The sequence below is a fragment of the Colwellia sp. BRX8-9 genome (assembly GCF_014077245.1).
Taxonomy (GTDB): Bacteria; Pseudomonadota; Gammaproteobacteria; order Enterobacterales; family Alteromonadaceae; genus Colwellia_A.
The window spans coordinates 65559-87990 of record NZ_JACGVN010000006.1; the positions used below are offsets into that span (position 1 = coordinate 65559).

Genomic DNA, 22432 nt, shown 5'->3' on the forward strand with positions numbered 1-22432 from the left:
TAATCATCCGGTAATTAGTTACCGGATAAATTTTAATTAAATTAATAAGGCTATGTAAATGAAGAACATTTATTTATTCGGCGAATGTATGATTGAATTGATGCCTGCTGCACAAGATCAGTCATCTACTCTAATGAAACAATCGTTTGCCGGAGATGTTTTTAACACAGCTGTTTACCTAAAACGCACTTTTGCTGACATGAACGTGCATTTAGTTACCGCTGTTGGTCAAGACCCATTTAGCCTTGATATGCTCCAATACTTTGAGAATGAAAATATTGGCTGTGATTTTGTGTTTAAATCGACAACAAAAATCCCAGGTTTATACTCTATTCAACTTGATGAGCAAGGTGAACGTAGTTTCACCTATTGGCGTGAAAACTCTGCTGCTCGCCAAGTAATGCAACACATTGATGATGAAGTGATAAGTCAATTAGCAAAAGGAGATATGTTTTTTTTCTCCGGTATTTCTTTGGCTGTTATTGAGCCAAGTGCTAGAGCAGCATTCTGGCTTTTAATTGATCAATTAAAAGCCGCAGGAGTACAAATTGTATTTGACCCTAATTACCGTCCCCGTATGTGGAGTGGCGCCAAAGAAGCTCAAGAGCAGTTTGAATTAGCCTTACAAAAATCAGATTTATCTTTGCCTGGTGTTGATGATTTTCAACAATTATTTGGCATGACTACCGTTGAAGAAGTTAATCAATACTGTCAGCAATTTGGCTTAACTGAATTAATCATAAAAAATGGCGAGCAAGGCATTTTAGTTGTTGTTGACGGCGAAACGTCTCAATTTGCCATCACCCCAGTAGAAAATGTGGTTGACACGACGTCTGCTGGCGATTCATTTAATGGCGTTTACCTTGGTGCTCGTATTGAGGGTTACTCAGTAAATGACTCAATCTCCTTAGCATCAAAAGCCGCTGGCTTTGTAATACAACATAGAGGTGCTATTGCACCAGCAGATGAGTTTAATCGGTTTATTAAAACTCAACTCGAATTAGTCTAAAAATTTAATAAGGATCATTCATGAAATCATTTTCCACACTGATGGGAAAGCAGACTCTGCTACCTATAATTCAAGCAGACAATGTTGAACAAGGACTTAATATTGCTAAAGCTATGGCCGCCGCAGGTATCGGTTTAGTTGAAGTGGTACTGAGAACGCCAGCATCACTTGATATTATAAAAGCCATTAAGCAAGAACTACCCGAATTAAAAGTAGGTGCTGGTACGGTGCTTGACGCTAATGTTTTAAAGCAAGCACTCGACGCGGGTAGTGATTTTATTATTACGCCAGCAGTATCAAGTCAATTACTGACTGTTTTAGCTAAATGTACGGTTCCGGTACTCCCTGGAGTATCTAATACGGCAGATATACTTTTAGCAAAGGAATTTGGCTATAACGAGCTCAAATTATTTCCTGCTTCATTATCTGGAGGTGCTCCGTTTTTAAAAGCTATGGGGTCAGTTTTTAAAGATATATCTTTTTGCCCAACTGGCGGAATTAAGCAGAGTAATCAAGATGAATATTTAGCATTAACCAATGTATTTGCTGTCGGTGGCACTTGGATTGCTGATGCTAACTGGGTAGAATCGGGGCAATGGTCTAAGATCACAGCTGCTTGTTTAACTGCCCAAGGAATTAATTAATATGAAGAGTTTATCAGATCTAGTCAATAGTGGTTTTGTCTTCGGTGAAGATGTTAGCGTGCTTTTTGATTATGCTAAAAAAAATAAGTTTGCTTACCCTGCGGTTAATGTCATTGGTACTAACTCTATTAATGCAGCACTCGAAGCGGCCAGTGAAATAAACTCACCTATTATTATTCAATTATCATATTCGGGTGCGGCTTTTTTTATTGGTAAAGGGCATAAACTTTCACCTATGGATGCCGCCATTGAAGGCGGTGTTATCGCGGCAAAATATATTAAAGCCGTGGCTAAGTTTTATGATATTCCTGTCATCATTAATACCGACCATGCTTCTAAAAAGCTCTTACCTTGGATTGATGGCTTATTAGCGCACAGCGAGGCACATTTTAAAACAACGGGCGAACCATTATTTAGCTCGCATATGATTGATTTATCTGAGCAAACATTAGTCGAAAATATTGATATTTGTGCTCGTTATCTTAAACGCATGACAGCAATCGGTATGACCTTAGAAATTGAGCTCGGCTGTACAGGCGGCGAAGAAGACGGTGTCGATAATACTGGCCTTGATGCTTCATTACTTTATACCCAACCCGAAGATGTTGCTTATGCTTATGAGCACTTAAGTCGTGTCAGTGATTCATTCACCATTGCGGCTTCTTTTGGTAATGTGCATGGCGTTTATAAGCCTGGTAATGTGCAATTAACGCCTAAGATATTGAAAAACTCTCAAGCCTTTGTTGCCGAAAAATATGCTTTGGGACATAACGCGCTGAACTTTGTTTTTCACGGTGGTTCAGGGTCTGCACCAGCAGAAATCACTGAAGCTATTGGTTATGGTGTCATCAAAATGAATATAGATACCGACACACAGTGGGCAAGCTGGAAAGGGGTTGCTGACTATTATCAAGACAATAAAGCTTATCTGCAAAGCCAAATAGGTAACCCTACGGGTGACGATAGTCCTAACAAAAAATATTACGACCCACGTGTCTGGTTACGTAAAGTCGAACTGTCGATGGCTGAGCGTTTAATCCTTTCATTTAAAGAACTTAATTGCCTTAATCGGTATAAGGGAGACTTATGAAACGCTTAGTTCATTGTTTAGAAAACGATAAGGTTGATATTGAACTTATTCTGTTAATTGATACCATTTTAACAGCCTGTAAAGAAATTTCTTTTAGAGTGGGACAAGGCGCATTGTCAAATGTGCTGGGCTCTACCTTAGATGAGAATATTCAGGGTGAAACGCAAAAAAAATTAGACATCATCAGTAATCAGTTACTTAAAGATATGTTGTTAGAGAGTGGTCGCGTTAGAACCATTGCGTCTGAAGAAGAAGACTCGGTGGTTGCGGCAACCGAAGGTGCCCCTTATATTGTCGCCTTTGACCCACTTGATGGCTCTTCTAATATTGATATTAATGGTCAAATAGGCACGATATTTACCATCTATCGCGCCAAAGACGACGTTCCGGCAACCAGCGAATTACAATTTGCTCAACAAGGAACCGAACAAGTATGTGCGGGCTATGTGTTATATGGTCCCTCGACCATGCTGGCGCTGACCACGGGCGGTCCGTCGCGTTTATATACCTTAGATAGAACACAAGGCTGCTACTTACTGACCACCGCACAACTGGAAATACCGACACAGACAGCAGAGTTTGCGGTCAATATGTCAAACTTTACTCAGTGGTCATCGGGCTTTACCGATTACATTAATGCATTACTGTTAGGCAATGAAGGCCCGCGCGCTAAAAAATATAACATGCGTTGGAATGGCGCTATGGTGGGTGATGTTCATCGTGTTTTGTCTCGTGGTGGTATTTTTTGCTACCCCAGCGATACTAAAAATGCTCAGCAACCGGCTAAATTACGTTTGTTGTATGAAGCCAATCCCTTAGCCATGCTTGTTGAAAATGCTCAGGGTAAAGCTTTTACTGAACACGAGCGTATCTTAACAATCATACCATCGCATATTCATCAACGTGTTGCGGTGATTATGGGCTCAACGGAAGAAGTTGATGCATGTTTAGGGTATTTAAAGCCAACGCCCTAATCAGTTGTAATGATTTTTTCGTATAAATATGACCGATAGCTAAAGGTTGCGCTATCATGTGACTTTGTAGTCAGTCTCCTCTTTTAAATTAGGATATAACGGGTATGTTACCAAGCACCCCTGAGTGGAAGTCACTCGTCAATCATTATAATAAAAACGTACCGGTACAAATGCGCGATTTATTTACGCAAGATACGGAACGTTTTAATAATTTTTCACTTTCTGGCGCGGGAATAATGCTCGATTATTCGAAAAACCGCGTTACTGATGAAACCATGCACTTACTCATGAATCTGGCACAATCATCCGGTTTAGTCGATAAGCGTGCTCAGATGTTTAATGGCTCAGCGATTAATACCACTGAAAATCGTCCGGTATTACATACCGCGTTACGTAACTTTTCAGGGAGCGCTGTCTATGTTGATGGTGTCGATGTGATGCCACAAATACAGACAACGCTGGCTAAGCTCGAAATTTTTGTTAATGATATTTCATCAGGTAAAAAAGTAGGCTATACCGGCAAAGCATTTACGGATGTGATTAGTATTGGCATTGGCGGGTCTTTTCTTGGACCTAAAATAATGTCAGAGGCACTAAAGCCTTATCAACAAAGCCAGTTAAACGTCCATTTTATTGCGAACGTTGACGGTTGTCACATTCATGATGTGCTTGCTAAAGTCAATCCTGAAACGACGCTCTTTATTACGTCATCTAAAACATTAACTACCCAAGAAACACTGCGTAATACCGTAACAGCACGTGATTGGTTTGTTGCTACTGCCACCACCGAAAACGTTAAACATCACTTTGCCTGTGTGTCGTCTAATGTTGAGGCCGCGCAAGAATTAGGTATAGATAAAGATAATATTTTTCCGATGTGGGATTGGGTGGGAGGACGTTATTCGGTCTGGTCTGCGATTGGTTTACCTTTAGCTTTAGCGATAGGTTTTGATCATTACCGTGACTTTTTACAAGGTGCGTTTGAAATGGATGAACATTTCACCCAGGCGCCACTTGAAAAAAACCTCCCGGTTATTTTGGCATTATTAGGTATTTGGTACCGAAATTTTCATGGCGCGCAATCACAGGTTTTATTACCTTATTACCATTATTTACGGGGTTTACCGGCTTATATCCAACAGTTGGATATGGAGAGTAACGGAAAATCTATTTCACTTGATAATAAATCGATGTCTTATGATACTGGGCCGATCATTTGGGGAAGCGAAGGGACCAACGGTCAGCACTCGTTTCATCAACTTATTCATCAAAGCAAAACCCCTATTCCTGTTGATTTTTTGATGCCGTTATTCCCCTTTCACGAGATGGGGAATCATCATGACATGCTGGCGTCTAACTGTTTTGGTCAAAGTCAGGCCTTAATGGCAGGGCAAAGTCTCGAAGAAGTGAAAGCGGCAATGAAAAAAGCGAACTGTGATGTATCAGAGATTCAAAAGCTGTCTACACATAAAGTTATGGAGGGTAATAAACCCAGTAACACGCTTTTATTTGAAAAGTTAACACCTAAGGTGCTTGGCAGTTTAATTGCTATGTATGAGCATAAAGTGTTTGTGCAGGGGGTTATTTGGAAAGTGAACTCTTTTGACCAATGGGGGGTTGAATTAGGCAAATCGCTGGGTAATAAAGTACTAACAAAAATAACTGACCCCAGTGAAACGCTAGATATGGATGGCTCAACGAATGCCCTTATTAAGCTTTACAGAGCTCGCTAAATGCTCAAGCTTAGCCAATAGTCGACTATTAGCGCTAGTTTTTTAGCGCTAATTTTTGCTATATTTAAGTGGGATTTATATATTTTATTATCTGCATCTATCAAAAATTAGAAAGTTTGATATTTTAAATATTCGGGATATAAAGTTAAGTAGTCGCACCAAGAACTAAAGCTACGGTATTGAAAACGTTTATCTGTGGCGGTGTACCATTTCGATTCACGAAGTGCCTGTAATCGAAATTTAATTTTGTACCCGTCGATTGCAACATAACAGGCAAGGTTTTCAGTCGTGTTGTTTTTTATTTTAACCTGTGCAAATCCGTCTAAATTACGGCCATAAATAGTTTTTGTTTTTGGCTTCGCATGGACGATATTTGTTAATAACAATATTAATACAGCAAAAAATAGGGTGATGAGTAAGTTTTTCATTAAATTTACATTATTTTCTTTAGATAATAAGGAAGTATTAGCTATTTGATATTCTTTACAAAAGTATAGCTGACTTATTGTGTAGAGTGAAAAGTGATTTAATATTTAAATAAAAAGAACATTTTTTTTTATATACCATTGAAAGCTCTCCCTATTGGCACCATAACTATTTATAACATTATATAAGCGCTAAAATTTTTAAATGAAAAGCGCATGCATTAAAGAGAAGAATATTATTATGGCTAACGTCGTTCCAGTAAGAAAAGATCAACACCAGAATTTAAAAGTTACTACTAAACGTGGCTTAGAACATATTGAGAAGCAACACATTGCTCCAATTACCGCAGCAGAATATACCAAAGCTGCTAACAGCTTTCCTATCTTCTTAGTTAAACAGCCTGAGGGCTCAAGCTTCCGCAGTATCGTTATGCTAGGACTAGAAGCTGGCGAAAACTTATACTATAAAGATGAACGTTGGACTGGTACTTACTTACCACACGGTGCATCTATGATGCCGTTTGGTTTAGGTATAGACCCAGATAAAGAAAAAACGTTAACGACTTATATCGATTTAGACAGTGCTTATGTAGGCGATGATAAAGATAATGCCTTGTTTGACGCTGAAGGTTTGGTTACCGATTTTTATAAAAACGTTCAAGAATCATTAGGCCGTTTATATGAAAATGAAACGATGACAGAACGATTCATGGTTGAATTAGCTGAAAATGATTTATTGCGAGAATTAGAATTGCATATTAATTTCAGTACCGGCGAAAATAAAAAACTGGTTGGTTTATTTGGCATTAATGAGAAAAAACTTCAGGAACTTAGCGAAGCTAAAGTTTTAGATTTCCATAAACGAGGTCTATTTATTCCGATTCATGCGATGTTAGGATCGATTGGTCAAATTAATCGTTTAGCTCAATTACGCAATCTATCTGATAGTGAGCAAAAAGTAACGGCTATTCAAATACAATTTGCTAAAGAAACTGCTGAAGCGTAATCGCTTAACGGTTTTAAAGAGAAGAGCCTTATGGCTCTTTTTTTATATCTAAATAAACGTAATGTTATATTTTGGGATATACTCATTTTTTAAACTTTTCCATGGAGAGTACAGTGGCTATTCAACTTCCTTTTTCCCATTTAAGTCAATGGCAACAGATCGCTTTTTCTGCTGCATTATTAGAGCGAATGATCCCCAATTATAAAGTTTTTTCTGAACATGCAGATTTTGGTGAATTTTCAGTATTACGTAATCAATTAGAGCTTATCTGGCAGTGGCTTGATAAAAATAATCGTTGTAAAATAAATTATGAAGCACAAATAAATAAACTGGAGCCACAAATACCCGATCCAGAAGGTTTTGATTTTTTTGGGGTATTTCCAGCCATTGATGCAACTATGGCAACAATGTCACTTTTACAGGCGATGCAAGATAAAGAGGTAGAAGGCGCTGAAATTGTCTCACGATTATCAGAGAATAGCGTAACTTATTATGTTGAACTGATGATCGCTGATCAAAGAGACGCTAATGACGACAGTGACATTACGACTAAAGAAATAGAACAACACCCATTAATGGAGTGGGAGTTTGATACGCAAAATGAGCTCTATTACGCACTAAAAGATTCTCCTGAAAATAAAGAAACCTGTATTAAAATTAAAGCGATGGTTCTTGAAGAAGGATTATCCAATTTAGGCATTGAAATTACTTAGGATGCACAATCTACTTATTAGAATAACTAAACAATTAGGATAAAAGATGAAATTATTCCACACTATTTTGATGACGGTAGCCTATCTATTTGCCTCTTTAGCTTTTGGTAATCCTGCAAATACGCTTGAACAAAAAAATCAAAATATCGAAAAATCGATTAATAAGGCAATGAATACTTTTCAAGTGCCTGGTGTTGCTGTTGCTATTATTAAAGATAATAAAGTGGTGATGAGTAAAGGTTTCGGTTTAACTGAATATGGTAAAAATAATAAGGTTAATGGCGATACTCTTTTTGGTATTGCCTCTAACACTAAGGCGATGACCGCAGCGTTATTAGCCAATTTGGTGGATCAAGGGAAATTAACATGGCAAACAAAGGTTATTGATATACTCCCTGAATTTCAAATGCCAAACGCTTACGTGACTCGCGAGTTTACCCTACTCGATTTATTATCACACAACAGTGGTTTAGGTCTAGGTGCAGGCGACCTGATGATTTGGCCAGGTACAACGTTAACCAATAAAGATATTATTAAAGGCTTAAAGCATTTACCCGAGGTTTCAAGCTTTCGCAGTGAGTTCGCTTACGACAATTTAATGTATGTTATTGCCGGTGAGATCATCGCAAAAGTTACCGGTAAAACTTGGCAAGAAAATATTAAAGAAACTATTTTTAAGCCGTTAGGGATGAAGAATACTAAAGCAAAGTTTTCACTGATTTCAACAGACAACAAAAATGTTGCTCGTGCTCATGTTCCGTTAGATGGCAAGCTAAATGTGGTTGGTGGTAACTTCTTAGAGCAGTTTTCTTCAGCGGGATCTGTTGCCTCAAGTGTTAATGATATGTCTTTATGGCTCAAAGCGCAGTTAAACCAAGGCGTTTACGGTGATAACAAAAAACTTTTTAGTGAACGTCAAAGCCACAACATGTGGCAAATGCGAACAATATTACCGGTATCAGCTACCGCGACAAAAAATGATAAAACCCATTTTTCTGGTTATGGTCTAGGTTGGTTTTTAAATGATTATCACGGTGTAAAGTTAGTTCATCACAGTGGTGGCATTCTAGGTATGGTCTCTAAAGTTGTTTTAGTTCCAGAAGAAAACTTAGCGATGGTTATTTTAACCAATCAGCAATCGGGATATGCTTTTAATGCGATTTATCATCAAATATTAAATGAATATTTAGACTTGCCTGAAAAAGACTGGGTGGATTTCTATGCGACGATGAGTGAGCAACGAAAAAGTGCAGAAAAAAATCGTTTAGCAGAAGCCGCCAGTAATGTTGATAAAAATTCACGTCATTCTTTACCTTTAAAAGCTTATGCACAAACCTATCAAGATAATTGGTACGGTGATATTGCGATTAACTATGCAAATAATGCTTTAAGCATGCAGTTTGGTCATACACCGGCATTGCGCGGTGTATTAGAGCATTATCAACATAATACTTTTATTGTGCGCTGGGATGATAGAACCTTGGAAGCCGATGCTTTTGTTAATTTTAATCTGAATCCGGATGGTTCAATTAACGAGATAACAATGCAAGCTGTGTCGCGCGCAACCGATTTTAGCTTTGATTTTCATGACTTAAAGCTTAAACCTAAGCAGTAAGCGTTTTATTGATAATGTTAAGCTGGGGGCGTTTAAGGTTAACTCCCAGCGATAAACGAAGGTTACATTTTTTGATATAAACGATAAGCGACTTGTCCGGCTATTTTTTCTTTTAATAGTGTCCAGTTCATGGGCAGCTGTTGGTTATTTTGTTCACTTTCCATTTCTATATAAATCAATGCGTTGTCAGCCAAACTATGTTGGTCTAATCGTTTGGCCGTTTGCTCAACTAAATTTTTGCGAAAAGGCGGATCAATAAAGACAATATCAAATTTGCTGATATTTTTTTCAATGAAACTCAGCGCATCACTATTTACTATCGAGATATTAGCTGATTTCAGTAAACGTTGGTTTTCAAGTAATTGCTGAGCCGCCGCTTTGTTTAATTCTACGAAGCTAACATGGCTTGCCCCTCGCGATAATGCCTCAAAACCCAAACCACCAGAGCCAGCAAAGCAATCTAAACATAGACTGTCTTGAATAAAAGGCATTAACCAATTAAATACGGTTTCTTTTACCCTATCTGTGGTGGGTCTTAAACCTTCTGCCATTAAAACAGGCAGCTTTCGGCCACGGTGTGATCCGCCAATAATACGAATACTGCCTTTATTGTTAGGTTTTGCTGATTGTTTACGTTGTTTGTTCATATCTTACTCAGCTTTTGTTTTTTGTATTGTTTTTAGGTGCTACTATAGCGAGGATTTTATCCTTGTTTAGTGAACTATTGCCATCAAAATGATGGTGCAGAGAAGAATTTATTGTTATGTCAAAGAAAAAAGGTCTATTTTCCTGGTTAGGTTTGGGACGTCAGCAAGAAGAAGCTGTTGAAGAAGTTACAGATGTTGTTGAAACATCAGTAGAAACATCTGATGTTTCTGAAGAAAAAATCGCAGAGAATGTTGAAGAAATTCAAGGTGAAAGCCTTGTAATCGATGACATTGTTGTCGACAATATTCTTGCAGAGCCAGAGCCAGAGCCAGAGCCAGCAGCTAAGGCTGGTTTCTTTGCTCGATTAAAGCAAGGACTCACTAAAACACGCCAAAATATTGGTGGTGGAATATTTACTTTATTCAGTGGCAAAAAAATTGATGACGAGTTATTTGAAGAACTTGAAACACATTTACTGTTAGCTGATGTGGGTATTGAAACGACCACAAAAATTATTAAATCACTTACAGAAAGTGCATCACGTAAACAGCTTAAAAATGCTGAAGCTTTGTATGATTTACTCAAAGAAGAGTTAAAGAAAATTATTGAGCCAGCAAGTGTGCCGTTAGAGATTAATAATGATTCAGGTCCTTTTGTTATCTTAATGGTCGGTGTTAATGGGGTTGGAAAAACCACCACTATTGGTAAATTAGCGAAAAAATTTCAAGCTGAAGGTAAATCGGTCATGCTAGCGGCCGGTGACACGTTTAGAGCAGCGGCGGTTGAGCAATTACAAGTGTGGGGCGAGCGCAACGATATTCCTGTTATTGCCCAGCATACTGGCGCAGACAGTGCTTCTGTTATTTTTGATGCGATTAGTGCCGCAAAAGCCCGTGGTGTTGATGTACTCATTGCCGATACGGCTGGCCGGCTGCAGAACAAAAGTCACTTAATGGATGAATTGAAAAAAGTTGTCCGTGTTATGAAAAAGATTGATGATAAAGCACCTCATGAAGTGATGTTAACTTTAGATGCAGGTACTGGACAGAATGCGTTAAGCCAAACAAAATTATTTAATGAAGCGGTTGGTTTGACGGGACTAACATTAACCAAGCTTGATGGTACGGCTAAAGGTGGTGTTGTGTTTGCTATTGCCGATAAAAATGCGATTCCTATCCGCTATTTAGGCGTCGGTGAAGGCATTGATGATTTACGTCCGTTTAACGGTGAAGATTTTATTGATGCATTATTCACCCAAGATAGCTAAGATTTACGGTATAGTTTTGATGCCCGACTACACTATGTGAATAATAACAAAAATAAGAGTATGGCCATTTTATGATCCACTTTAACAATGTCAGTAAAACCTATCCCGGTGGCTTTCTAGCACTTAAAAATGTTAGTTTTGAATTGGCTGCGGGGGAAATGGCATTTTTAACCGGACATTCAGGAGCGGGGAAAAGTACACTATTAAAGCTAATGAGCTTAATGGAAAAGCCGACCAGTGGTAAAATCCAAATTAACGGTAATGAAATATCAAATATAAAGTATAAAGATATTCCTTATGCTCGCCGAAAAATAGGAATGATTTTTCAAAACCATAATCTATTAATGGACAGAACTATTTTCGATAATGTTGCATTACCTTTAGTCATTGAAGGGTATAGCCACAAGGAAACCCGAAAACGCGTGGAAGCAGCGCTAGATAAAGTCCACTTGAGCGATAAATTACGTTGTTTTCCTAATATGTTGTCAGGTGGAGAGCAGCAGCGAGTTGGCATTGCTAGAGCATTAGTGAATAAACCATTAATCTTGCTTGCTGATGAGCCAACCGGAAACTTAGATCCTAAGCTTTCCTTGGATATTATTCGCTTGTTTGAAGAATTTAATGATTTTGGCGTTACCGTACTCATAGCTACGCATGATCTGGGGCTAATTGCTAGAATGAAATATAGAACGCTGACGCTTAAGCAAGGTTCAATGATCACCGATGGTATCGTTGAAGGTTTACAAGTTAGGCATGAAAACAATGAATAAACCTACCCGTTTTGGCCAACCTTCGCAGAAATTAAATTTTGCAGCAAAAATAACAGATAGATTAATTCGACATGTTCAACAAGCCGTAGGTAGTTTAGGCGATTTATGGCGTACTCCTTTCACCTCAATAATGACGGTTTTGGTTTTAGGTATCAGTTTAACCTTACCGGCTACGTTACATCTATTTGTCAAAAATGCTAAAGCCATCAGTGAACAGTGGGATACCGCCTCAGAAATCAGTTTGTTTTTGAAATTGTCAGTGACTGACAAAGCGGCACAAAACTTAGTTCATCGAATTGAACTTTATCCTGAGGTTGCCAAAGTTACTTACATCTCGGCAGAGCAGGCTTTACAAGAGTTTAAAACCTTATCTGGTTTTGGACAGGCGCTAGAATATTTAGATAAAAATCCCTTGCCAGCAACACTGTTAGTGACCCCAACAACGCGTGCTAGTCAAACACAGGCGGCTGGAGAGTTATTATTGAAGCTAGAAAAAGAACGAGAGGTTCAGCAAGGAAAATTAGACCTAGAATGGCTTTCTCGATTAGAAGCTATTGCTAAACTTATTGAAGATATCGTGGTAGGTATCGGTGCATTACTGTGTTTGTCTGTGGTGCTCATTATTGGCAACACTATACGCTTGGCTATTTTAAATCAAAAAGATGCGATTGCTGTGATGAAACTTGTCGGCGCGACGGATAGCTTTATTCAGCGTCCTTTTTTATATGCGGGCCTTTGGTATGGTATTTTGGGGGGTGTGGTCTCTTGGTTATGTGTGGCTCTGCTCGCTAAATATTTATCGGGAGCTCTCTCTGAATTAACCCATTTATATCAGAGTAACTTTATTATTAGTGGTTTAAGCTTTTCAGAAGCGATGACACTGATATTATTTGCCGTTATACTCGGTTTATCAGGAAGTTATATTTCAGTGCGTAAGCATATTCGTGCCATAGAGCCTACCGCTGATTAATAAAGCCGACTAAATGTCGATTTAAGTTCCACAGGCGATCATTTCGTCTGCCCATGACAGTGAGTCTTTATAAGCTTGAAAACAAAGTTCACTCTCTAAGGTAATTCTCTTAGCAATTTCTTCACCCTCTGCCCATAAGCCTTGTTCAATGTTTTTTACTAATGACAAGTAATCTCCAAGGTCACACTGCTCGCTTCTTAATGCCGATTTTATGCCTTGATGAATAGGTAATACACCTAATATATATTCTAATTCATGGTCTAAAATACCATCGATTAACGATAATATACCGGTGAGAAAAGCTTTAGGCGGATTTTCACTTTCAAAGCGGCAAAGGGCTATTTTTTCACAAAACTTAGCTCGTGCTAAAGAAAGACGCATAATTTCTGGATTTTTATCTGAGCTTAAATCTGACAGCGCAAGCAACGCAATAAATTTTTTCAGTTCAACTTGTCCTATATAAGCAAGAGCATGTTTTAACGAGGTTATTTCCTGGCTACTACCATAGGTAGGACTATTGATAAAACGCAGTAATTTATAGGTTAAGCCGGGGTCAACGGCAAAAATTTCACTGATTTTGTTAATGTTTAACTCTACTTGGCTTGCTTGGCTGATCAGTTCGAGGATGTTTTGTTTTGCCGTGGTAATTTTTCGCTGTTTTAGCATTTCTGGTTTTGCAAAAAAATAACCTTGAAAAAGTGTAAATCCCAGCATTTTTAATCGTTCAAATTGTTGTGAAGTTTCTACTTTTTCAGCTAATAGTGTTACGTTTAGTCCGGCAAGTTTTCTGACCAGCTTGCTAATTTCTAGAATAGAAAATTGTAGGACATCAATTTTGATAATGTCTATGATGGGGTAAAATGGTGCCCACTTTTCATCAAAATCAAAATCGTCTAAGGCTAATTTATAACCCTTCTCATGAAGTGACTGGCAAGCAGCTAATAGCTCAGGGGTTACCGGAACGTCTTCTAAAATTTCTAATACCACGTTTTTGGGATCAAGGAAGCTTGGGAAGTGAAAAATCAAGGTATCAGCATGAAAGTTAATATATGCGGGTAGATCACCAGTGACTTGCTCTATGCCTAAGCTTAAATGGTTATTAGTTAGTATGTTAGATGTTGCTTGGTTAGGATCAATATCAGGAAAACTGTTACTTTTACCATCGCGAAAAAGCAATTCATAGGCAACAACATTTTGTTTAATATCTAAGATGGGTTGACGAGCAACATATGAGTACAAATTATGACCCTCTAAAATTCATTTATAAGTTACTTAAATACATAAAGTAATAGCCACATCCTTGTTAAATTACATCTTGACACAAAAGCTAAGTTATTGTTTTGTAAGTTTTAAGTGTTTTCTGATGCTTTTATGTTAACAAATGTACACAAAAAAAGCAGATAAATTTACTAGACTGAGTTGTTTCGTCTTGTGTTGTAAGGTAATGTGTGATGCGTTGCTCGCCTACACGGTCGATGTATGCTATTATAGCGAGCTAGAAAGTTAAAAATTATTTAAGAGTTATTAAAGAGCAATAAAGAGGGGTTTTTAAAATGAGTAAACCGATACAATCAATGGCGCTAACAGTTCCACGTAGCGGTAGTATTGAATCTTACATGCAGTCTGCTTATGGCATTCCTATGCTTACTGCACAGCGTGAGAATGAACTCGCCACTCGTTTATATTCAGAAAATGATTTACAAGCGGCACAAGAGCTTATTATGTCGCATTTACGTTTTGTTATTCATGTAGCAAAAGGTTATGCAGGTTATGGTTTACCTCAAGCTGATTTAATTCAAGAAGGTAACGTTGGTTTAATGAAAGCTGTTAAGCGTTTTAACCCGGAAGTGGGTGTACGCTTAGTGTCGTTTGCTGTTCATTGGATAAAAGCTGAGATTCATGAGTTTGTGTTACGTAATTGGCGTATTGTTAAAGTGGCAACAACCAAGGCACAACGTAAATTGTTTTTTAACCTTCGTAAAAACAAAAAACGTTTAGGTTGGTTCAGTAATGACGAAATTAATAATGTTGCAGAGACTCTAGGTGTTACGCCTAAAGATGTTTTAGAGATGGAATCTAGAATGAGTAATCAAGATCAGGCTTTTGAGCTGTCGTCTGACGATGTTGATAATTCTGCTGGTGGAGGTTACTCTCCAGCCTTATATCTTGAAGATCATCAGTCAGATCTCGCTGTTCAGGTTGAAGATGAAGATCACTCTTCTCATGCTAATAAGCGTTTATCTAATGCCTTGGTCATTCTTGATGAACGCAGCCAAGATATTATAAGAACCCGTTGGTTAACTGAAGATAAAACGACGTTACAAGATTTAGCTAACAAGTATCATATTTCTGCAGAGCGTGTCAGACAGTTAGAAAAAAATGCCCTTAATAAACTTAAAGGCTCAATGGCTGCTTAGTTATTGGATCATGTCTGTACCAACAAAAAAACCGATTTACGTCGGTTTTTTTATGTCTGCTTTTTGTAGACTTTCTCTTTTGAGCACTGATACTAGCTTGCTTATGTTAATCATTAACGGTCTTTTGTCCCTTTTTGGTAAACGTGCGCAACTCGTCAATTATAGTGTACAAAAAATAGACATATACTGTATTGATCTTATCAATTCAAATAAGGTACTAGCCAAGTGATATTAATTTGGTAGACTAACCGCTTAAAAATAATACTAATAACTAACTATGGAATCGCCTTGACGGAATTAAAGGCAAAGGAAGACATTCTGGCATTACGTCAGCTTCCCAAATTAAAGTCTCTACTTAAAAAGTATCGGCAGGTTAAAACCATGCAGTCGGGTTTGTTGCAGTTGTCTGAATTGGCAAGCACAGTTACCGATATGGCAGCCTTTTATGCTGAGCTTAAAACGGTGATTAAAACATTATTAATTACCGATAGTTTTCACATCACCCTGATCAATTCAAAAAATAATCTTGAGCTTGCTCATTGTCACAACCCCGAAGAAATTCGTTTACATGATCATTTAAAAGTTGCTGATTGGCGAAAATGCTTAACAGGTATGGTTTTTGAAAATGAAAAGCCGATGCATTGCTCTGCTAAAGAGCGTTTCGCATTAGCAAAATCAGGCGATATTTTTCTTTATGGTTCATCCTGTGTTGATTGGCTTGGTGTTCCGCTTAGACGTGGCAATCAGGTTATTGGTGTTCTGGCATTACAAAGTTACGATGATAAACTTTACTTTGATGAATATGATTGTCAGTTGCTTGAATTTATTGCCTTGCATTTAGTGACCGCTATTGATCGTGTACGTAGTCGTGAATTATTAGAAGAAAGTATTTTACTGCGTACTGAAACGCTAACCGAAATGAATAAGCAGTTACAAGTTGAAATTGCTGAGCGTAAGAAAGCGGTAAAAATGCATAAAGCCTTATTATCAATTTCAGAAATTACGGCTAATTCACAAGATATTGATTGCTTCTATCGAGCTATCCATCAAGAAATTAATACTCTATTACCCGCAAAAAACTTATATATTGCTCTGTTAGATACGGGTGATAACAAAGATAACTCTATCGTGACTTTTCCCTATTATGACGATGAAAATGTGCATACACCTTTGCCTCGAATGTTAGGTTTTGGGCTGACAGAATTAGCGATAAATGCTGTTGCACCGACATTGATCACCGAAGGTAAAGTCTTTTATTTATCTGAGCAAGGTGAAATAACGAGTGAACCGCTGACGATAGATTATCCTAAAAATAAGATGCCACAAGCATGGCTTGCTGCACCATTGATGGAAGATGGCAAGATATTCGGCATATTAGCTATTCAGCATTACCAAGATTCGCAAGCCTATCAACAGAGTGACCTAACCTTAATACGCTTTATTAGCCAGCACGTTGATACCGCTATCTTACGTAAGCGTTCGCAAGCAGAAATAAAAAAACACCATGAAAAATTAGAAAATACGGTTAATCAACGTACCCAAGAGCTACAAGCGAGTAATTTAAATTTGCGTATGCAAATTGATGAGAGACGAAAAGCAGAAGCGCAACTTTACTATGAAGCACACCATGACGGCCTAACAAAACTGCCCAATAGAGCGATGTTTTCAGACCGATTGAGCTACTCATTACGACATTTGAAGCGTCATCCCGATCAACGCTTTGCCGTGTTATTTATCGATTTAGATCGCTTTAAAATGATTAACGATACATTGGGACACCATGCTGGAGATGAGTTTCTTATTGAGATAGCACTAAGATTACAAGACTGTGTCAGAGATAATGATATTTTAGCGCGTTTAGGGGGAGATGAATTTGTTATTTTGCTTGATTCACTACAATGTCAAGATGATATTGAAGAAGTGGCCTCACGCATTATTACCGCTGTTGCCAAACCTTTCAGTTTAGGTGGTCATACACTTTACTCGAATGCCAGTATAGGTATTGCGCAATGTAGCAGTCATTATAAGGATTCTCATGAAATTTTACGTGATGCTGATGCCGCTATGTATCAAGCGAAAAACTTAGGTCGTGGTCGTTATGTCTTTTTTGATGAAAGCATGCGAGAACAACTTATGGCAAGTATGACTTTAGAGCAAGAATTACGCGTTGCCATTACCAAGAGTCAATTTGAACTGCATTATCAGCAAATATCCAACTTAACGTTAACAAATACCATTGGTTTTGAAGCTTTATTACGTTGGCAGCATCCAACTAAAGGCTTACTAACGCCAAGTGAATTTTTATATATGGCCGAAGAAACCGGCATGATATTAGACATCGAAGCTTGGGTTATTAAAGAAGTTACTCAACAATTAAAAAGCTGGCAACAAAATACCGAGTATTTTAATGCTTTTATTGGTATTAACTTATCAGGACGTCACTTAGTTCAAGCGAATCAGCTCAATAAGCTGATCAAGCAAATTAAAGACGCAGGTATAGAGCCTCATCGTTTAATTCTTGAATTTAATGAATCTGCATTTGCTCAACAAAGTGAATTAGCCCTGAAGAACTTACGTCGATTAAAAGAATTTGGGGTTAAACTCGCTCTAGATGATTACGGCGCGGGTTCATCGTCATTAAATTTCTTACACAACTACCCGTTTGAATTTATCAAATTAGACAGAAGTTTTGTTCGTACGCTAAATACTAATAATAAAAATTTATCGTTAGTTAAGGCTTTGCATGATTTGGGCAGTAACTTTGGCTACCATTTAGTCGCTGAAGGAATCGAGTCAGAGGAAATGTTGAAAAAGTTACAGAACGCCGGTTGTGAATTTGGTCAGGGCTTTCATATTAGTCGACCGATAAAAATGCCACGTATAATAACCGAAAGTGAGGTTATAGTTAAAGTTAGCGCCTAATTTTTCGTCAACAATTAATTATATTTTACTAAAAAAACCTTCTATGCGTAATGCAATTCCGGGTGTGGTGGTGTAATTATCCTCTTTTGACCACTCTAAAAATGGTTCTACTTCAAAAAACAACCATTTTTCTAGTGCATTGAATCGATAACGATAACTCAGCGTATATCTGTCGGTAAAAAAACCATATTGACCATTACGCTCACCTTCAACTTGTAAACCAACAACGGAGGCCGTTGTTGAATCTAATTGATTTAATTGATAAAAGCCGTGTTTCCATCGAATGCCACTAAATGATTCAGAGCCGCGAATAGTATAATTGATCCTATATTGTGATTTTTCATTATATTGATAATTATATTCAAGAAATAACTTAGCTCCAAGACCGTCGCCTAAAAAGTAATAGGTTGAAGGTTCAACTTTAAAACCATGCTTTTCATTGAAGGTATACAACTTGCGCTTACGTATTTTTACAAAAATATCGCCGCCTGAAATTCCTAATCGAGTATCAACTAAGCTATCGCTCTTCTTTTTAACCACATAACGTAAGGCAGCGGCGAAGCTTTCTTCATTTATTTCTGGGCGAGTACCAATACCATCGAGGGGTAACTGGCCGTCTTCAACGTCATCTTCATCGGAAAGAATCAAGCTCATCTTATCTTTAAAGTGAGGTAACTTTACTTTTAATCGAAAACGAGAGTCAAGCTCCGCCAAATGACGTGCTTTGGGTATCCAGCCAAAACGTATTTTGGCTGTTGCTTTGGGTTCAATTTGTTGGCTATCTATATCGGTAAAAAAACTATCGAACCAAGTCGCTGATTGATAAACGGAATTAGCGATGGTGTCGTGTACCTCTTGCCCCCAGTCATCGGACACAAGTGTGGGTACAACATGCCTTTGTGGATGTTTGATAGGTTTTACTATTTGCTTTTCAGTGTCACTGTCCATGTTTTGATCTTGTTTAGCATTACTCTGAAAAGTAGTGAAAGTAATGCTGATCATCAACAAGCAACTCAGATAAATAAGGTGCTTTTTCTGCAAAGTTTGTCCTATCGCATTATTTTGTCTATCAAAGGATGATTTTTCATTTTAAAACTTTATAATGAATCCATTCTAAATAATAGGGGTTTATCATGGGAAATATGGGTATTTGGCAATTATTAATTGTTGCGGTTATTATAGTGTTGTTATTTGGCACAAAAAAATTACGTAATCTAGGTGGCGATTTAGGCTCTGCGGTTAAAGGTTTTAAAAATGCTATGACAGATAGTAACGCTAAAAAGGAAGAAGAAAGTGCAGAAAATATTGCTGATAAGTCTGTTACTACCGACACCGAAGATAAAGTAAAAACAAAAGAAAAAGATCAGGCGTAAGCGATGTTTGATATTGGCTTTTGGGAGCTGTCGCTGATTGCGATAATAGGTATGATCGTTTTAGGTCCAGAACGTTTACCTGTTGCTATTAGAACGGTGCGCGGTTGGATAAGTGGTGTTCGTAAATTTAGTGATAGTGTAAAAACCGAGCTTACCGAAGAATTACGCATACAAGAATTACATGCTAATTTGAAAAAAGCTGAACAAGCGGATATGAAAAATCTATCACCTGAGATTGCTGAATCATTAAAAACATTACAAGAAGCTGCTGAGATGGTCAATCGTCCTTATCAACTCGATAAAGAGCCTGAAAAAGTTGACTCACAAAGTATTGTCTCAGAAAATATTGGAAAAAATGATAAGGTGACTGAAGAAGCAGCAGTCACTGCTAACCTTTCATCTTCACAAGAAAATAAAAAGTAACACCATGAATCCATCTCCAGCAAGTAGTTATACTTTATTTGATCATTTACTCGAATTACGCAGCCGATTGTTGAACGTTGTGGTGGGCGTTTTGGTTGTCTTTTTAGGCTTATTCTATTTCGCTAATGAAATTTATGAATATGTTTCCAAACCCTTAATGGAAACCTTACCTGAAGGGGGGCAAATGATCGCAACCGATGTTGCCTCTTCTTTCTTTGCTCCTTTTAAATTAACCATGGTACTTTCTATTTTTATTGCCATGCCCTTTATTCTTTATCAAATTTGGGCCTTTGTTGCGCCTGGCTTATACAAGAATGAAAAACGCTTAGTTATTCCACTGATGTTCGGCAGCACCTTGCTATTTTATGGTGGTATTGCTTTTGTCTATTATGTGGTTTTCCCAATAATTTTTGCTTTTTTTACTTCTGTAGCTCCTGAAGGGGTAAATATTGCCACCGACATTACCAGTTATTTAGATTTTGTTCTAAAATTATTCTTTGCCTTTGGGATTGTTTTTGAAATACCCATTGTTATTATTTTACTGTGTTGGACCGGTTTTACCGATCCCGACAGTTTGCGTGCAAAAAGACCCTATGTTGTTGTTGGTGCGTTTGTGGTTGGCATGTTGTTAACACCGCCTGATATTATTTCACAAACATTATTGGCCGTACCCATGCTGTTATTATTTGAATTAGGCGTTTTTATAGCGTCTATTTACCAGAAAAAAAACGAATCTGAAGAAGCTTAGTTTGATGAAACTGGATAGCTAATGATCGATATTGGCGTTAATTTAACAAATACTCGTTTTGATAAAGACCGTGATGAATTAATCGCGCGGGCTAAATCTGCTGGTATCAGGGCTATGTTGGTTACCGGAACTAATATCTCTGAAAGTCATAAAGCTTTACAATTATCTGCACAATATCCTGATTATCTTTATACCACAGCGGGTATACATCCCCATGATGCCGATAATGTCAGTGATAACTATTTAGATGACATTCGATTATTAGCTAAAAATAAAGCGGTAAAAGCGATTGGTGAATGTGGTTTAGATTTTAACCGTAATTTTTCTACGCCAAAGCAACAAGAAAAAGTGTTTGCTGAACAAATATCATTAGCTGCAGAACTTCAATTACCACTTTTTTTACATCAACGGGATGCTTTCCCTGTCTGGTTTCAATTACTATCTCCTTACTTAACCGCTGTGCCCGCTATGGTTTCTCATTGCTTTACCGGTAATGAAAATGAGTTAAATCAATGCTTATCAGCTGGTATGTATATTGGTATTACCGGATGGGTGTGTGACGAACGTCGTGGAGAACCATTACAAGCGCTTATTCCATCAATCCCATTAGATAGGTTAATGATTGAAACAGATGCGCCATATTTAACACCTAGAAGCATTAAGCCTAAACCCAAAAGCAGTCGCAATGAACCAAGCTATTTACCTTACGTCATAGAAAAGCTCGCCCAATTGTACCAATGCCATAGCGACGACATTATTAATGCCACCAGTGAAAATGCGCGAAAAGTTTTCAACTTAGGTGAGCGTTAATGATCTCACTCTTTAATCGGTCAACTTCTTACCTTTTTATTGTTGCAATATTAGTGGTGATTTTATCGATAATTCAGTTAGTTGTGCAATTTTCATCGCTGACCTTATTGTTATTAATTATGGCTCTCTTTATGGCGTTGTTAGTCTTTTCACAAGAAAAAAACACTAAAAACGCTCTTGCTAGCAATGCAACAGATCAGCACGTTGAAAATGAAGTTCAAGATAACGATGAGCTTGAAAGTAAAGTACAAGAGCGTACTTTAGAGCTCAATATTGCTTTGCAAGAACTCGAAGAAGTTAATAAAGAGTTAGAAGAAAAGAATACGTTAGACGACCTTACCGGTTTGTATAACCGGAGATTTTATGATCAAAAAATACTCGCTGAATATCGACGTAGTCGCCGTAACTTAACGCCCTTGAGCTTAGTGATTCTTGACATCGATCATTTTAAAAAAGTAAATGATACTTATGGTCACTTAGCCGGTGATGAATGTTTAATCATAGTGGCTGCTTGCATTAAAAGTTGCTTGCGAAGAAGTGCAGACATCAGTTGTCGTTATGGCGGTGAAGAATTTTGTTTAATTTTGCCTGAAACCGATAGCCAAGGGGCATTAGCACTGGCTGAAGAATTAAGGGAAAGTATTGCTAGCTGTCAGGTTAGCTACAATAACACTATCATAAGTCTAACCATTAGCTGTGGTGTTAGCACTTATTTACAACAAAAAGATGTTCAAGCCGAGCATCTCTTTGCCGCAGCAGATCAAGCCTTATATCAAGCAAAACATAATGGCCGCAATCAAGTGAGACAACAAGACTTTGTCAAAGCTAGCGATAGTTAACCGCTAACTTATCAACTTTATTTATATAGGAAAATT

General features: G+C 37.8%; 21 protein-coding genes and 1 pseudogene. 18 read left to right on the forward strand and 4 right to left on the reverse strand.

Going from position 1 to position 22432, the window contains the following annotated elements; genetic code table 11:
- Positions 1 to 58 precede the first annotated feature (58 nt).
- The 5 genes from H4J70_RS06740 (at position 59) to pgi (ending at position 5450) form a co-directional block, all read left to right on the forward strand.
- Positions 59 to 1009, forward strand: coding sequence for a sugar kinase (locus H4J70_RS06740; RefSeq protein ID WP_182222554.1), 951 nt, complete (start codon positions 59 to 61; stop codon positions 1007 to 1009).
- A 20-nt stretch (positions 1010 to 1029) separates the two neighbouring features.
- The gene (eda, locus tag H4J70_RS06745) at positions 1030 to 1653 is read left to right on the forward strand and encodes a bifunctional 4-hydroxy-2-oxoglutarate aldolase/2-dehydro-3-deoxy-phosphogluconate aldolase (RefSeq protein ID WP_182217831.1); all 624 of its coding nucleotides are present in this window, start codon (positions 1030 to 1032) and stop codon (positions 1651 to 1653) included.
- Position 1654: 1 nt separating this feature from the next.
- A complete protein-coding gene (fbaA, locus tag H4J70_RS06750; protein ID WP_182245071.1) occupies positions 1655 to 2743 on the forward strand; it encodes a class II fructose-bisphosphate aldolase in 1089 nt (362 codons plus the stop codon).
- Entirely contained in the window at positions 2740 to 3717 is a 978-nt protein-coding gene (locus H4J70_RS06755) for a class 1 fructose-bisphosphatase (protein WP_182243326.1), read from the forward strand. Before fbaA ends, H4J70_RS06755 begins: the two co-directional genes overlap by 4 nt.
- A 104-nt stretch (positions 3718 to 3821) precedes the next feature.
- Entirely contained in the window at positions 3822 to 5450 is a 1629-nt protein-coding gene (gene pgi / locus H4J70_RS06760; RefSeq protein WP_182245072.1) for a glucose-6-phosphate isomerase, read from the forward strand.
- Positions 5451 to 5557: 107 nt separating this feature from the next.
- On the opposite strand, the gene H4J70_RS06765 is transcribed toward pgi, so the two are convergent.
- Positions 5558 to 5878, reverse strand: a complete 321-nt coding sequence (locus H4J70_RS06765; RefSeq protein ID WP_182217824.1) for a hypothetical protein — start codon at positions 5876 to 5878, stop codon at positions 5558 to 5560.
- A gap of 238 nt (positions 5879 to 6116) precedes the next feature.
- On the opposite strand from H4J70_RS06765, the gene H4J70_RS06770 reads away from it, so the two are divergent.
- The 3 genes from H4J70_RS06770 (at position 6117) to H4J70_RS06780 (ending at position 9209) form a co-directional block, all read left to right on the forward strand.
- Complete coding sequence (locus H4J70_RS06770) at positions 6117 to 6881, forward strand: SapC family protein (RefSeq protein ID WP_182217822.1); 765 nt, start codon at positions 6117 to 6119, stop codon at positions 6879 to 6881.
- A gap of 113 nt (positions 6882 to 6994) precedes the next feature.
- Entirely contained in the window at positions 6995 to 7594 is a 600-nt protein-coding gene (locus H4J70_RS06775; RefSeq protein WP_182217821.1) for a YjaG family protein, read from the forward strand.
- A 46-nt stretch (positions 7595 to 7640) separates the two neighbouring features.
- Entirely contained in the window at positions 7641 to 9209 is a 1569-nt protein-coding gene (locus H4J70_RS06780) for a serine hydrolase (protein WP_182222550.1), read from the forward strand.
- Between the two features lie 62 nt (positions 9210 to 9271).
- Here H4J70_RS06780 and rsmD read toward each other — a convergent pair whose 3' ends face one another.
- A complete protein-coding gene (rsmD, locus tag H4J70_RS06785) occupies positions 9272 to 9856 on the reverse strand; it encodes a 16S rRNA (guanine(966)-N(2))-methyltransferase RsmD (protein ID WP_070375326.1) in 585 nt (194 codons plus the stop codon).
- Between the two features lie 341 nt (positions 9857 to 10197).
- On the opposite strand from rsmD, the pseudogene ftsY reads away from it, so the two are divergent.
- From ftsY to ftsX, 3 genes and pseudogenes are all read left to right on the forward strand, one after another.
- Positions 10198 to 11124, forward strand: a pseudogene (gene ftsY, locus H4J70_RS06790) (signal recognition particle-docking protein FtsY); the annotation flags it as partial.
- 71 nt (positions 11125 to 11195) lie between these two features.
- On the forward strand, positions 11196 to 11894 hold the full coding sequence (gene ftsE, locus H4J70_RS06795; RefSeq protein ID WP_182217164.1) for a cell division ATP-binding protein FtsE: 699 nt from the start codon (positions 11196 to 11198) through the stop codon (positions 11892 to 11894).
- Positions 11878 to 12864: a permease-like cell division protein FtsX gene (ftsX, locus tag H4J70_RS06800; RefSeq protein ID WP_404842489.1), complete on the forward strand. Its 987-nt coding sequence runs from the start codon at positions 11878 to 11880 to the stop codon at positions 12862 to 12864. Before ftsE ends, ftsX begins: the two co-directional genes overlap by 17 nt.
- A 21-nt stretch (positions 12865 to 12885) precedes the next feature.
- Here ftsX and H4J70_RS06805 read toward each other — a convergent pair whose 3' ends face one another.
- The gene (locus tag H4J70_RS06805; RefSeq protein ID WP_259367755.1) at positions 12886 to 14103 is read right to left on the reverse strand and encodes an EAL and HDOD domain-containing protein; all 1218 of its coding nucleotides are present in this window, start codon (positions 14101 to 14103) and stop codon (positions 12886 to 12888) included.
- A gap of 314 nt (positions 14104 to 14417) precedes the next feature.
- Here H4J70_RS06805 and rpoH point away from each other — a divergent pair, with 314 nt between their 5' ends.
- Together rpoH and H4J70_RS06815 are read left to right on the forward strand one after the other, a co-directional pair.
- Complete coding sequence (gene rpoH, locus H4J70_RS06810) at positions 14418 to 15281, forward strand: RNA polymerase sigma factor RpoH (protein ID WP_182175927.1); 864 nt, start codon at positions 14418 to 14420, stop codon at positions 15279 to 15281.
- A 288-nt stretch (positions 15282 to 15569) separates the two neighbouring features.
- Positions 15570 to 18203 (forward strand): EAL domain-containing protein, encoded by a 2634-nt coding sequence (locus tag H4J70_RS06815; RefSeq protein WP_182250794.1) that lies wholly within the window; start codon positions 15570 to 15572, stop codon positions 18201 to 18203.
- 18 nt (positions 18204 to 18221) lie between these two features.
- Here H4J70_RS06815 and H4J70_RS06820 read toward each other — a convergent pair whose 3' ends face one another.
- Entirely contained in the window at positions 18222 to 19244 is a 1023-nt protein-coding gene (locus H4J70_RS06820; RefSeq protein WP_182244646.1) for a hypothetical protein, read from the reverse strand.
- Between the two features lie 92 nt (positions 19245 to 19336).
- On the opposite strand from H4J70_RS06820, the gene tatA reads away from it, so the two are divergent.
- From tatA to H4J70_RS06845, 5 genes are read left to right on the forward strand one after another with little or no spacing between them, the layout of a single operon-like run.
- Positions 19337 to 19576 carry a Sec-independent protein translocase subunit TatA gene (gene tatA / locus H4J70_RS06825; RefSeq protein WP_070375334.1) on the forward strand — a complete coding sequence of 80 codons (240 nt, stop codon included), beginning with the start codon at positions 19337 to 19339 and terminating at the stop codon, positions 19574 to 19576.
- Between the two features lie 3 nt (positions 19577 to 19579).
- Positions 19580 to 19999, forward strand: coding sequence for a Sec-independent protein translocase protein TatB (gene tatB / locus H4J70_RS06830; protein ID WP_182230308.1), 420 nt, complete (start codon positions 19580 to 19582; stop codon positions 19997 to 19999).
- Positions 20000 to 20003: 4 nt separating this feature from the next.
- Complete coding sequence (tatC, locus tag H4J70_RS06835) at positions 20004 to 20747, forward strand: twin-arginine translocase subunit TatC (RefSeq protein WP_182217156.1); 744 nt, start codon at positions 20004 to 20006, stop codon at positions 20745 to 20747.
- A 21-nt stretch (positions 20748 to 20768) separates the two neighbouring features.
- On the forward strand, positions 20769 to 21557 hold the full coding sequence (locus H4J70_RS06840) for a TatD family hydrolase (RefSeq protein WP_182221389.1): 789 nt from the start codon (positions 20769 to 20771) through the stop codon (positions 21555 to 21557).
- Positions 21557 to 22396, forward strand: coding sequence for a GGDEF domain-containing protein (locus H4J70_RS06845; protein ID WP_182244645.1), 840 nt, complete (start codon positions 21557 to 21559; stop codon positions 22394 to 22396). The genes H4J70_RS06840 and H4J70_RS06845 overlap by 1 nt, the downstream gene beginning before the upstream one ends.
- Positions 22397 to 22432 lie beyond the last annotated feature (36 nt).

Coding starts and splice junctions, on each gene's coding strand:
- H4J70_RS06740 (WP_182222554.1), top strand. CDS start 59: ATGAAGAACATTTATTTATTCGGCGAATGTATGATTGAATTGATGCCT.
- eda (WP_182217831.1), top strand. CDS start 1,030: ATGAAATCATTTTCCACACTGATGGGAAAGCAGACTCTGCTACCTATA.
- fbaA (WP_182245071.1), top strand. CDS start 1,655: ATGAAGAGTTTATCAGATCTAGTCAATAGTGGTTTTGTCTTCGGTGAA.
- H4J70_RS06755 (WP_182243326.1), top strand. CDS start 2,740: ATGAAACGCTTAGTTCATTGTTTAGAAAACGATAAGGTTGATATTGAA.
- pgi (WP_182245072.1), top strand. CDS start 3,822: ATGTTACCAAGCACCCCTGAGTGGAAGTCACTCGTCAATCATTATAAT.
- H4J70_RS06765 (WP_182217824.1), bottom strand. CDS start 5,878: ATGAAAAACTTACTCATCACCCTATTTTTTGCTGTATTAATATTGTTA.
- H4J70_RS06770 (WP_182217822.1), top strand. CDS start 6,117: ATGGCTAACGTCGTTCCAGTAAGAAAAGATCAACACCAGAATTTAAAA.
- H4J70_RS06780 (WP_182222550.1), top strand. CDS start 7,641: ATGAAATTATTCCACACTATTTTGATGACGGTAGCCTATCTATTTGCC.
- rsmD (WP_070375326.1), bottom strand. CDS start 9,856: ATGAACAAACAACGTAAACAATCAGCAAAACCTAACAATAAAGGCAGT.
- ftsE (WP_182217164.1), top strand. CDS start 11,196: ATGATCCACTTTAACAATGTCAGTAAAACCTATCCCGGTGGCTTTCTA.
- ftsX (WP_404842489.1), top strand. CDS start 11,878: ATGAAAACAATGAATAAACCTACCCGTTTTGGCCAACCTTCGCAGAAA.
- rpoH (WP_182175927.1), top strand. CDS start 14,418: ATGAGTAAACCGATACAATCAATGGCGCTAACAGTTCCACGTAGCGGT.
- tatA (WP_070375334.1), top strand. CDS start 19,337: ATGGGAAATATGGGTATTTGGCAATTATTAATTGTTGCGGTTATTATA.
- tatB (WP_182230308.1), top strand. CDS start 19,580: ATGTTTGATATTGGCTTTTGGGAGCTGTCGCTGATTGCGATAATAGGT.
- tatC (WP_182217156.1), top strand. CDS start 20,004: ATGAATCCATCTCCAGCAAGTAGTTATACTTTATTTGATCATTTACTC.
- H4J70_RS06840 (WP_182221389.1), top strand. CDS start 20,769: ATGATCGATATTGGCGTTAATTTAACAAATACTCGTTTTGATAAAGAC.
- H4J70_RS06845 (WP_182244645.1), top strand. CDS start 21,557: ATGATCTCACTCTTTAATCGGTCAACTTCTTACCTTTTTATTGTTGCA.